11 protein-coding genes are annotated in these 12,081 nt (G+C 67.7%); 10 read left to right on the top strand and 1 reads right to left on the bottom strand.

What is annotated here, in order from left to right; genetic code table 11:
• Positions 1 to 7 precede the first annotated feature (7 nt).
• Entirely contained in the window at positions 8 to 823 is an 816-nt protein-coding gene (rsmI, locus tag HF690_RS11140; RefSeq protein ID WP_240151730.1) for a 16S rRNA (cytidine(1402)-2'-O)-methyltransferase, read from the bottom strand.
• 85 nt (positions 824 to 908) lie between these two features.
• Between rsmI and HF690_RS11135 the strand changes: the two genes are divergently transcribed.
• The 10 genes from HF690_RS11135 to HF690_RS11090 all read left to right on the top strand — a co-directional run bounded on the left by HF690_RS11135 (position 909) and on the right by HF690_RS11090 (position 12,080).
• Positions 909 to 2,771: a penicillin-binding protein activator gene (locus HF690_RS11135; protein WP_168184636.1), complete on the top strand. Its 1,863-nt coding sequence runs from the start codon at positions 909 to 911 to the stop codon at positions 2,769 to 2,771.
• A complete protein-coding gene (locus HF690_RS11130; protein WP_168609491.1) occupies positions 2,771 to 3,130 on the top strand; it encodes a YraN family protein in 360 nt (119 codons plus the stop codon). Before HF690_RS11135 ends, HF690_RS11130 begins: the two co-directional genes overlap by 1 nt.
• Before the next feature lies 1 nt (position 3,131).
• Positions 3,132 to 4,502 carry an FAD-binding oxidoreductase gene (locus HF690_RS11125; protein WP_168609490.1) on the top strand — a complete coding sequence of 457 codons (1,371 nt, stop codon included), beginning with the start codon at positions 3,132 to 3,134 and terminating at the stop codon, positions 4,500 to 4,502.
• A 221-nt stretch (positions 4,503 to 4,723) separates the two neighbouring features.
• Positions 4,724 to 5,335, top strand: coding sequence for a uracil-DNA glycosylase family protein (locus HF690_RS11120; RefSeq protein WP_193568469.1), 612 nt, complete (start codon positions 4,724 to 4,726; stop codon positions 5,333 to 5,335).
• A gap of 102 nt (positions 5,336 to 5,437) precedes the next feature.
• Positions 5,438 to 6,793 carry a nucleoside permease gene (locus HF690_RS11115; protein ID WP_168609488.1) on the top strand — a complete coding sequence of 452 codons (1,356 nt, stop codon included), beginning with the start codon at positions 5,438 to 5,440 and terminating at the stop codon, positions 6,791 to 6,793.
• Positions 6,794 to 6,799: 6 nt separating this feature from the next.
• A complete protein-coding gene (locus HF690_RS11110) occupies positions 6,800 to 7,765 on the top strand; it encodes a ribokinase (RefSeq protein ID WP_168609487.1) in 966 nt (321 codons plus the stop codon).
• A 49-nt stretch (positions 7,766 to 7,814) separates the two neighbouring features.
• Complete coding sequence (locus HF690_RS11105) at positions 7,815 to 8,435, top strand: NUDIX domain-containing protein (RefSeq protein WP_205300830.1); 621 nt, start codon at positions 7,815 to 7,817, stop codon at positions 8,433 to 8,435.
• 151 nt (positions 8,436 to 8,586) lie between these two features.
• Positions 8,587 to 9,648, top strand: coding sequence for a PepSY-associated TM helix domain-containing protein (locus HF690_RS11100; RefSeq protein WP_168609486.1), 1,062 nt, complete (start codon positions 8,587 to 8,589; stop codon positions 9,646 to 9,648).
• 160 nt (positions 9,649 to 9,808) lie between these two features.
• Complete coding sequence (gene dusB / locus HF690_RS11095; RefSeq protein ID WP_168609485.1) at positions 9,809 to 10,795, top strand: tRNA dihydrouridine synthase DusB; 987 nt, start codon at positions 9,809 to 9,811, stop codon at positions 10,793 to 10,795.
• 160 nt (positions 10,796 to 10,955) lie between these two features.
• On the top strand, positions 10,956 to 12,080 hold the full coding sequence (locus HF690_RS11090; RefSeq protein WP_168609484.1) for a transporter substrate-binding domain-containing protein: 1,125 nt from the start codon (positions 10,956 to 10,958) through the stop codon (positions 12,078 to 12,080).
• Position 12,081: the final 1 nt, after the last annotated feature.

Genomic DNA, 12,081 nt, shown 5'->3' with positions numbered 1-12,081 from the left:
CCCCGGCTCAGTCGCCGTAGAGCGCCTTGCGCGATGCGCCGCTGATGGAAGCCGCCAACTTGGCCGCCTTCGACGGCGGCAATTCCTCGCGCAGAAGGGCGAACAAACGCCGCCCCTCGGCCAACTGCGCCTCGGCAGCATCGGCGCAACCGGCCACCAGCAGCACGCACTCGCCGCGCTGCTGATCGGCATCGGACGCCACGCGCTCGGCCAGCTCGGCCAGCGGCTGGCCGAGCACGGTCTCGAACAACTTGGTCAACTCGCGCGCCAGAACCGCCTCGCGCGCCTCGCCGAAGGCATCACGCATATCGGCCAGGGTCTCCGCCACGCGGTGCGGCGACTCATAGAAGATCAGCGTGCGCGTTTCGCTCGCCAGTTCCGCCAGACGCGTTCTGCGCGCACCGCGCTTGGCTGGCAGGAATCCCTCGAACACAAAACGGTCGCTGGGCAGACCCGCGGCGGAAAGTGCCGCGATCGCCGCGCACGCGCCGGGCACAGGGGACACACGGATGCCCGCTGCCCGTGCGGCGCGGACCAGGCGATAGCCCGGATCGCTGACCAGGGGCGTACCGGCGTCGGAGATCAGAGCGACGTCCTCGCCCTGCAGCAGACGCTCGACCAGTGCCTGCGCGATGCCATCCTCGTTGTGCTCGTGCAACGCCTTCAATGGCGTGTCGACGCCCAGGTGTGTCATCAGCGGCTTGCTGTGGCGGGTGTCCTCGGCCGCGATCAGTGCCACCGAGCGCAGGACCTCCACGGCGCGCGCGGAAATGTCCTCCCGATTGCCGATGGGCGTGGCGACGACATGCAGGGTACCGGGCATGGCTTGATCCATGTTCAAGACTGAGTACGAAGTCATCCGCTATGATCGCTCAAATCGCTGTGCAATGAATTTTCGAGGAACACGCATGCGCATGATCCGTGCCCTGGGCCTGCTCGGCCTTCTGACGCTCGCCGGCTGTGCCACGGTCAACGGCCCGACCGCGCAGCAGCAAGCGCAATCCGCGCAGGTGACGCGCCTGGAACACCAGGGGCAATACGCACAGGCCGCGCAGGCCTATATGCAGCTGGCCACGCAGAATGCCGGTTCCGGCAGCTATTTCCGCCTGCGCGCCGCCGAAGACTGGCGCCAGGAAGGCGACCTGAACAAGGTCGAGCGCGCCCTGTCCGGCATCGACCGGCGTCAGCTGTCTGCCACCGACCGTCACCGCTACGACCTGCTGCAGGCGCAATTGGCCTTGAACAACGGCGACACGGCGCGCGCGCTGGCGCTGACATCCGCGCCGGTCGGCCAGCTGTCCCCGGCGTTGCAGCAGCGCACACTCGAACTACGCGCGCAGGCCTTGGCGGCAGCCGGCCAGCCCTATCAGGCTGCCCGCATCCGGGTGCGGATGGACAACCAGCTGCAGGGACTGGACCAGGCCCAGAACGAACGCGACATCGTGCAGTTGCTGGGCCGCCTCGGCCCCGGCGAACTCAAGCAGCGCCGCGACACACTGGCCGACGGCAACCCGATGCAGCCCTGGATCGACCGCGCCCTGAACCAGCTCGGCGCCGGCATGTCCAACAGTGCGCTGGACGCAAACCAGCCGGTCGGTACCGTGATGCCGGGCCAGCCACTGGGCCAGGGCTACCACAACCCCGGCAAGGTCGCGCTGCTGCTGCCGCTGACGGGCTCCCTGGCGCGCGCCGCGACCCTGATCCGCGAAGGCTTCTTCACCGCCTACTTCAATGACAGCGTGGGGGGCGCGCATCGTCCGCAGGTCAAGGTCTACGACAGCGGCGGCACGCCGGCGCAGTCGCTGGCCGCGTACCAGCAGGCCGTGCAGGACGGCGCGAATCAGGTCATCGGTCCGCTGACGCGCGAGGACGTGGCCGCGGTCATCGGCCAGAACACGCTGCCGGTACCGGTGCTGGCCCTGAACCATCCCGACACGGACCAGGTGCCCCCGCCGGGCGTCAATGAATTCGGCCTGCTGCCGGAGACCGAGGGCGCCAGCGTCGCCGACCACATGCTGGCGCAGGGACTCAAGCGCGCCTATCTGGTCGTCTCCACCGAAGATTTCGCCCAGCGCGCCGGCAAGGCATTCACCCGCGAATTCACCTCGCACGGTGGCGAAATCGCCGGACAGCTCTCGCTCGACCCCCAGACCATCAACGTCGGCTCGCAGATCCAGACCATCGCGCCACCGCCCGCGCCATCCAAGGCCAGCACCGACAAGGACATCGCCGACGCCTACAACCAGCGCGTCGCCAAGCTGGAAGACGGCAGCGGCATCTTCCTCAGCATGCGTCCGGAGCAGGCGCGTCTGGTCATGCCGCAGCTGCGCCTGGCGCAATTGCGGCAGCCGGTGTTCGCGACCTCGCACGTCTACGGCGGCTACGACAACCCGGATGCCGACCGCGATCTCGACGGCGTGAGCTTCTGCGACGCGCCGTGGCTGTTCGACGCTCAGCCCGGCCTGCCCTCGCGCAGCAGCATCGCCAACCTGCTGCCGGCCACTACCGGCACCGGCGCTCGCCTGTTCGCGTTCGGCATGGACGCCTGGTCGCTGACGCCCTACCTCGGTTTCCTGCGCACGCACCCCGGCAGCTACGTACCGGGCGCCACCGGTCAGCTGGTCGAGGACGATTTCGGCCGCATCCAGCGTGTGCTGACCTGGGCGCGCTTCCGCAACGGCCTGGCCCACCCGCTCTCCGGCAGTCTGGACGTCGGCTCGCCGACCGATCCGACGACGGCCAACGCCGCGCCGGCCGCTGTCGGCAACTGATGCGCGCCATCGGCGACGCGTTCGAGGATCGCGCCTTGGCGCACCTCGAACGCGCCGGTCTGAAAATCGTCGCGCGCAACTTCCGCACCCGCTTCGGCGAGCTGGACCTGATCATGCGCGACGGCGCGACACTGGTCTTCGTCGAGGTCCGCTACCGCCGCAATCGCGGCTACGGCGGCGCGGCGATGTCGGTCACGGCGCGCAAGCGTGAGCGCCTGGTGCGCGCCGCGGAAGGCTATCTCGCCGCGCATCCCGAGCACGCCGCACGCGACTGCCGTTTCGACGTGATCGCCTTCGAGGGCGATGCCGAACACCCCGACACGGCCTGGCATCGCGCCGCCTTCGACGCCGAGGCGTGAAATGGCCTTGAACGACACCTTCCTGAACGAACTCCGCGCGGCGCTGGGCGACGAACACGTACGCACCGACCCCGCCGAGCGCCTGACCTACGGCTACGACAACTCGCGCCGTCAGGCCATGCCCGACGCCGTGGTCTTCGCCGACAGCCACGATCAGGCCATCGCACTGGTGCGCCTGTGCCGCGCGCATCGCGTGCCGCTGATCGCGCGCGGCCGCGGCACCAACACCACCGGCGCGACCGTGCCGGTCGCCGGCGGTGTCGTGGTCAGCTTCGAGCGCATGAACCGCATCCTGCGGATCGACCCGGACAATCGCCTGGCCGTGGTCGAACCCGGCGTACTCAACGGCGACCTGCAGACCGCGCTGGCGCCGCACGGTTTCTTCTGGCCGCCCGATCCGACCTCGTCGCCGTTCTGCTCCATCGGCGGCAACCTCGCCTGCAACGCCGCCGGACCGCGCACGGTGAAGTACGGCAGCCCGCGCGAGAACACATTGGGACTGCGCGCCGTGGCCGGTACCGGCGAAGCCTTCCGCTGCGGCGTGCAAACCAGCAAGGGCGCGACCGGCTACGACCTCACGCGCTTGCTGATCGGCTCCGAGGGCACGCTGGCGCTGATCACCGAAGCCACGCTGAAACTGACGCCGAAACCCTCCGCCCTGCGCACGCTGCGCGCGACCTACGCCGACGTCGCCAGCGCCGCGCGCGCGGTGGCGCGGATCATGTCGCAGCCGGTCACGCCCTGCGCGCTGGAATTCATGGACAGCACTGCGCTTAAGCTGGCGCGCGACCATGCCGGCGACAACGTGCCCGACGCTGGCGCGCTGCTGATGATCGAGGTCGACGGCGAACCCGACGCGCTTCCCGGCGCGGTCGAGGCCATTTCGCGCGCCGCCCGCGGCGATGGCCTGCTCGACCTGCATGCCGCGGCCGATGCCGACGAAGCAAAGATGCTCTGGGCCGCGCGCAAGGCGCTGTCGCCCGCGCAACGCAAGCTGTCGCCGAACAAGATCAACGAAGACGTGGTGGTGCCGGTCAGCCGCCTGCCCGAACTGGTCGCCGCCATCGAGGCGCTGGCGCGCGAGCACGATCTGCCCATCGTCAGCTTCGGTCACGCCGGCAACGGCAATCTGCACGTCAACCTGCTGCCGCGCGACAACGCCGAAATGAAGCGCGCCGAACCGTGCCTGCACAAGCTGTTCGAAACCGTTGTCGCCCTCGACGGCACCCTGTCCGGCGAACACGGCATCGGCCTGGCCAAGCGCGACTTCATGCCGATGGCACTCGGCGCGGAAACGCTCGAACTGATGCGCGGCATCAAGCGCAGTTTCGACCCGGACGGCATCATGAATCCGGGCAAACTGCTGCCGTAAGCCACAGTCTGAGTCGGGGCTGAAGACTCAAAGCACTGCTGCCGTAACCCCACCGGACCGTCATCCCGGCGAAAGCAGTGACCTAGCGTCTGTTTGCTAGCCGTAAGACACTGGATCCCGGCTTTCGCCGGGATGGGGTACGGACGAACCTGCATCGGCGCCTCCCCGCTGCGCTTCGATCGGCTGTACGCTGAACCGAAATGCATCGTTCTCGAACAATCATGGCCGAAGACCTGCAAAAACCTGCTTCGCCCTCCTTCGAGGCATTGCTGCAAGAGATTCGCGGCTGCCGCCTGTGCGCCGCGCATTTGCCGATAGGTCCGCGCCCCGTACTTCAAGCGGCAGCGGACGCACGCCTGCTGATCGTCGGTCAGGCGCCCGGACGGCGCGTGCACGAGAGCGGCGTACCGTTCGACGATCCCAGTGGCGAGCGCCTGCGCGATTGGCTCGGCGTCGACCGCGACACCTTTTACAACCCGAATCGCATCGCCATCGTGCCGATGGGCTTCTGCTATCCCGGTACCGGCTCCGGCGGCGATCTGCCGCCGCGCCCGGAATGCGCGCCGACCTGGCACCCCCGCGTGCTGCCGCTGCTCGGCGCGGTGCGTCTGACCCTGATCATCGGTCAGTACGCACAGGCCGCCCTGCTCGGCGACACACGCGGCACCAACCTCACGGCCACCGTGCAGGACTGGCGCACCCACCTCGAACACGATCGCCTGCCGCTGCCGCATCCCAGTCCGCGCAACAACCGCTGGCTCAAGCGCAACCCCTGGTTCGCGGAAGAACTGCTGCCGGTGCTGCGCCAGCGCGTCGCCGACGCCTTGGCCTGACGCAGGCCCGCAGCTTGCCGTTTTCGCGGACATTCCTCTACTCTGCGAAGGTTTGATGGCCATGGGGCGGTTCCCGAGGCCGCTATGCGGGGGACGCCCACCATGCTCAAGTTTCGCCTGACCGTCATGAACTTCCTGCAGTTCTACATCTGGGGAGCATGGCTGCTGACCATCGGCGCATGGTGGTTCCAGACGCGACACTGGTCGGGCACGAGCTTCGGCGCGATCTTCTCGACCATGGGCATCGCCTCGCTGTTCATGCCCTCCATCGCCGGCATCATCGCCGACAAGTGGATCAACGCCGAACGCCTGTACGGCATCCTGCAGATTCTCGGTGCCGTGGTGCTGTTCTGCGTGCCGTTCGTGCACGACCCCGAACTGATGTTCTGGGTGATGCTGCTGAACATGGTCTTCTACATGCCGACCATCTCGCTCTCCATCACGGTGGCGTACAACGCGCTCAAGAGCGAAGGCCACGATGTAGTGAAGACGTTTCCGCCAATCCGCGTGTGGGGCACCATCGGCTTCATCGCCGCGACCTGGACGGTGAGCCTGATGCACTTCGAGACCTCGCCGCTGCAGTTCCGCATCGCCGCGGCCGCCTCGCTGCTGCTGGGCCTGTACGCGTTCACCCTGCCCAAGTGCCCGCCCAAGCTGAATGCCGCGCAGAGCGTGTCGCTGGCCGACCGCCTGGGCCTGACCTCGTTCGTGCTGTTCAAGAACAAGAACATGGCGGTGTTCCTGATCTTCGCCATGCTGCTTGGCGCGGCGCTGCAGCTGACCAACGCCTACGGCGACACCTTCCTGCACGACTTCAACAAGCTCGCGCCGTACAAGGACATGGCGCCACTGGACTGGCACACCTTCTTCGCCTCGCTGAACTGGCACTCGTTCTCCGAGCTGGCCACGCGTCTGGCGGTGGCGCATCCGGCGATCATCATCTCGATCTCGCAGTTCTCGGAAACCGCGTTCATCCTGACCATCCCGTTCTTCCTCAAGCGCTTCGGCATCAAGGCGGTGATGACTATGAGCATGCTGGCCTGGGTGCTGCGCTTCGGCCTGTTCGGGCTGGGCAATCCGGGCGGCGGCCTGTGGATGATCGTGCTGTCGTGCATCATCTACGGCATGGCGTTCGACTTCTTCAACATCTCCGGCTCACTGTTCGTCGAGAGCCAGGCCGACCCGAAGATCCGCGCCAGCGCGCAGGGCCTGTTCATGTTCATGACCAACGGCGTCGGCGCGGTGCTCGGCAGCCTGATCGCAGGCTGGGCCATCGACACCTTCTTCACCGACCACACCTGCAACGACGCCGTCGCCGTGTGCAAGGACTGGCCGGGCATCTGGATGGCCTTTGCCGGCTACGCGCTGATCATGGCGCTGCTGTTCATTCCCCTGTTCAAGCACAAGCACGTGCGCGACGAGAACCGCCTGCCGAAGCAGGCCGCCAGCGAGGCCTGATCCGCCATGGCAACGCAGGTCATCGTCGTCGGCAGCTACAACCAGGATCACGTCTGGCAGGTGGACCGTTTCCCGCAGCCCGGCGAGACCCGGCGCGGCAGCGGCTTCCGTACCGGTCCGGGCGGCAAGGGGTTCAACCAGGCCGTGGCCTGCGCGCGCCAGGACGTGGCGACGGTCTTCATCGGCGCGCGCGGCAAGGATGCGCTGGGTGAAGGCGCCGCCGCGCTGGCCGAGCGCGAAGGCCTGATGGGCTGCTGGCAAGTGCGCGAGGACGTGCCGACCGGCACCGCCGCGATCCTGGTCGAGGCCAGCGGGCAGAACCAGATCATCGTCGACCTGGCCGCCAATGAACGGCTCGATCCGGATTTCCTGCGCGCGCAGTCGACTCGGTTCGCCGATGCACGCGTACTGCTGGTGCAGCTGGAGAACAACCTCGACGCGACGCGCGCAGCGCTGGAACTCGGTGGCGAACACAACCTCACCTGCGTGCTCAATCCCGCGCCGGTGCATCCCGATCTCGATGCCGGTCTGCTCGGTCTGGTCGACGTGCTGACGCCCAACGAAAGCGAATTCGCGCAACTCTGCGCCCGTTTCCTCGACGCCGAGGTCGCTACCGACGATGTCGCCAGCCTCGACGACGAACGCCTGCACGCGCTGTGCCGCCGGCTATGCAACGGCAGTGTCGTCGTCACCCTCGGTCGCCATGGCAGCTTCGTCTCGCATGGCGCCGCCCGCCGCGGCGACGAGGCCGACTGCTATCGCGTCGCGGCCGAGACTGTGACGCCGGTCGACACCACCGGCGCCGGTGACGCCTTCTGCGGCGCGCTGGCCGCTGGTCTCGCCAGCACGGATAGCGCGCGCTTCGCCGATGCCGTGCGCCAGGCAGGCCGTGTCGCCGCCATGTCCACGGAACGCGCCGGCGCCGCCGTCGCCATGCCGCGACGGGACGAAGTCGCCGCGCGGTTCCGTTGAAGATCTGCACGACCCTGACCGTTCCCGAACACGCGAAGCGCTGCGCACGGTGAACACCAACTCCGCAGCCCCGGACCTTTTCCCCGTTTACGCCACGATGCGGGCGTCCATCCGTGCCGAGTTGCGGTCGATCCGGCCGTTGGACGCGATGGAGAACGATCACTTGACCGACGCGTTGGCGTGGGTCGAATCCGGTGCCGAGCTATGCCGCCTCGCCAAGCCGGCCACGCCGCCCAAGCATCTGGTCGCCTACTTCGCCGTCGTCGATGACGGGCACATCCTGCTGGTCGATCACCGGAACGCGCAGCGCTGGCTGCCGACGGGTGGTCACGTCGAACCCGGCGAGCACCCTAGACAGACCGTGGCACGTGAACTCAAGGAAGAACTGGGCCTCGCCCCCGGTCATCCCATCGCAGCGCCGTTGATGGTCACCTGCACGACGACCGTCGGCCTCACCGCCGGCCACGTCGACGTGTCGCTCTGGTACGTGGTCCACGCCGAGCGGACCCAACCCATCGTCTTCGACGAGGGTGAATTTCTGGCAGCCCGCTGGTTCGTCTTCGACCAAGTGCCTTTCGCCCGGAGTGACCCGCACATGCCCCGGTTCATCGCCAAGCTGGCCGCGGACCACCCTCCCGGGACACGCAGGGGCGCCGTCGTTTCCCGATGATCGGCCAACGTCTCTGGCGTGGGTGCGCGCGCTGGGCAGCCGTCTCATGAAGACAACCAGCAACGAAGCTTCTAGATCAGGTCTATGCGCGAACTTTACGAGTAACAATGCCTCTCAATAATATCCCGCCTTTCCCCTGGAAACCCCTCTCATGCGCCACTGGCTGCGACGCCTGCACTTGTGGTTCGGCCTCAGCGTCGGACTGGTCTTCTCCCTGATCGCCCTGTCCGGCACTGCCATAATCTACGAGCACCCGCTGCAGGCATGGCTGTATCCACAACTACAGGCGCACGGCGCACACCTGCCCGACACGGCTCAGCAGGCGCGCATCCTCGACAAGCTGACCGCCGGCGGCGCACAGCGCACCGGTCTGCGTGCGATCGACCTGCCCTCGGCCGATGCGCCCTACTGGAAGCTGACGACCACCGACGGCACACACATCTACGTCGACCCGCAGGGCGACAAGGTGCTCCTGACGCGCCAGCGCAGCAACGATGCGATCGGTCTGCTGCACCGTTTCCATGCGCGCCTGCTGGCCGGATCGACAGGAAATCTGCTGGTGCGCATCCTGGGCTTCTCCGCGCTGTTCCTGCTGCTGTCGGGCATCGTGCTTTGGTGGCCGCGCAAGGGCCATGTCCGCCAGAGCCTGCGTCCGTACACGCAACCGCCGACGCGGCGCTGGGTCAGCTGGCACCGCAGCATCGGCGTGATCGCCCTGCCGCTGATGCTCACCCTCACGGTGACGGGCACCTGGCTGACGTTCCGCGGCGAACGTCCCCGCACGCCGCAAACCGCGACGCCCGCGAAACGCGCGCCGGTACCGTCGACGGCACAGGTCGCCATCGACTGGGCCTCGGTGCTTGAGCGCGCGCGAGCGGCGGCGCCGGACGCCACGCTGTCGATGGTCAGCGTGCCCGCACGCGGCCGCTCCAATGTCGACGTGCGCGCCACGCAACCCGGCAAGGGCCGAATCACGCTGCAGGTCGACGCCGCCTCGACACAGCCGGCTCGGTTGCAGGTCCGCCCGCGCAACCGCGGTGGGCGCAGCGTGATGCGCGTCGTGCATGACCTGCACGCCGGTCGCATCGGTGGCACGTGGTGGGAAGTGCTGGCCGCCCTGGCGGGTCTGCTGCCGCCGTTCTTCGTGGTCACCGGCTTCCTGTTCTGGTGGACGCGACGCAAGCTTCGAGCCAGAGCGCGTGCGGCGGGCTGAGTCGCCCCACGTCGTGCACGGTCACCTTGCCCGGCACGCCCGGGCGATGCCGACATCGGACCAGGCATCCATGCATGCGTGACGCCGGTCGGGCGTTCGTCGCTCCACGGTGGGGCTGAGCGCCGAGCCGGGTGTCGCCGACTGCCGTACAATACGCGCCATGCGCATCGGTCCCCACGTCATCGACCCGCCGGTGGTGCTGGCCCCGATGGCCGGCGTCACCGACAAGCCGTTCCGGCTCCTGTGCAAGCGCATGGGGGCCGGTCTGGCCGTGTCCGAGATGACCACTGCCGACCCGCGCCTGTGGCACACCACCAAGTCGCGCAAGCGCATGGATCACGACGGCGAACCCGACCCCATCGCCGTGCAGATCGCCGGCTACGACCCGCACATGCTGGCCGAAGCCGCGCGCTTCAACGTCGATCATGGCGCGCAGATCATCGACATCAACATGGGTTGCCCGGCGAAGAAGGTGTGCAACGTGTGGTCCGGCTCCGCGCTGCTGCAGGACGAGCCGCTGGTCGCGCGCATCTGTCGCGCCGTGGTCGAGGCAGTCGACGTGCCGGTGACGCTGAAGATCCGCACCGGCTGGAACCGCGAGAACAAGAATGCGCTGACCATCGCCCGTATCGCCGAGGACGCCGGCATCGCCGCGCTGGCCGTGCACGGCCGCACCCGCGCCGACAAGTACCAGGGCGAGGCCGAATACGAGACCATCGCCGCGGTGAAGCGGGCCATCTCGATTCCACTATTCGCCAATGGCGACGTCACCTCGCCGGAACGCGCCCGGCACGTGCTCGACGTCACCGGCGCGGACGCCGTGATGGTCGGACGCGGTGCACAAGGCCGACCGTGGATCTTCCGCGAGATCGCACACTATCTGGCCACCGGCGAAAAGCTTCCCGAGCCAACGCCGGACGAAGTCTGCGCGATCCTGTGCGAACACCTCGAACACCTGCACGCTTTCTACGGTGAACACCAGGGCGTGCGCATCGCCCGCAAGCATCTGGGCTGGTACGCCAAGGACCGTCCCGAGAACGCGGCCTTTCGCGCCGTGGTCAACCGTGCCGAATCCGCCGCCGAGCAGCTGCGCCTGACCCGCGACTACTTCGCCCGTCTCGCCGACGACGCAGCACTGGCGGCCTGAACTCGCGCTGCGCCGGCTAGCTGGCGTAGCGCAACTCGTGGATGCGCATCGCCATGCCATCCGCCACCTCCCGATGCCCTGAAGCCGGTCGCACATCGCGCTAAGCTGGGCCAGCGCATCGCGTGCGCGATGCGCTGGATATCGACACTGGGAGTCCCGGATGACCATGCGTACGCCGCGCACGATCCTGCTTTGTCTTTGCACGCTGTTGCTCACCCCCCTCGCGTTCGCACAGAACGCACCCGCCGCAAGTGCACCCGCCCGCGCTGCCACTGCCGTCGCGCCGGCGCGGAAGCTGACCGTCGGCGTGAAGGTCGCGCCGCCCTTCGTGATCCGGGACGGCGACCACTATCGCGGTCTGGCCATCGACCTGTGGGAAGAAGTCGCCGCCGACCACGGCTGGAAATTCCAATACAAGTCCTACGACCTGGAAGGTCTGCTCAATGCTGTGCAGAGCCACCAGGTCGACGTCGGTCTGGGCGCAATCACCGCGACGGCACAGCGCGAGCAGCGCATGGACTTCGCCCACCCGATCACCAGCTCCGGCCTCGGCGTCGCCGTGCGCAACCAGAGCGGATCGGGCTGGCTGGCGGTGGCACAGGCACTGGTGTCGCCGGCCTTCCTCAGCGTCATCGGCACCCTGATCGTGCTGCTGCTCGCCGTCGGCCTCCTGGTCTGGAGCCTGGAGCACAAGCACAACCCGGAACAGTTCGGCGGCACGCGCGCCCAAGGCATTTTTTCCGGTTTCTGGTGGGCCATGGTGACCATGACTACCGTCGGCTACGGCGACACCGCGCCGCGTACGGTGCCCGGCCGCCTGCTCGGCATGGTGTGGATGCTGGCGGCCCTGATGGTGGTGTCCTTCTTCACCGCCTCGATCACCAGCGCACTGACCGTGGGCCAACTCAGCAACCGCATCCGCACCGCCGATGACCTGAGCCATGTCCGCGTGGCCAGCATCGCCGGCAGCACCAGCGGGCAATGGCTGCAACGCAACCAGGACAGCTTCGTGCATGCCGACTCGTTGGACGATGCACTGGAACGCCTCGCTGCCGGAAAGGTCGATGCGGTGGTCTACGACGCACCGCTGCTGCGCTGGCAGATCAACCAGCAATTCAGCGGCCTGCGCGTATTGCCGCTGCGTCTGGAGCGACAGGACTACGCGTTCGCCCTGCCGGACAACAGCCCGCTGCGCGAGCAGATCGACACCTCGCTGCTGCAGCGAATCAACGCACCGGACTGGAACCAGCGCCTGAAGAAATACTTCGGTCCGGACCGTCCCTAAG

It is taken from the genome of Oleiagrimonas citrea (assembly GCF_012395255.1).
GTDB classification, from domain to species: Bacteria; Pseudomonadota; Gammaproteobacteria; order Xanthomonadales; family Rhodanobacteraceae; genus Oleiagrimonas; species Oleiagrimonas citrea.
Note: the sequence above shows the minus strand (reverse complement) of the source record. Positions and strands in the feature narration are given on the sequence as shown.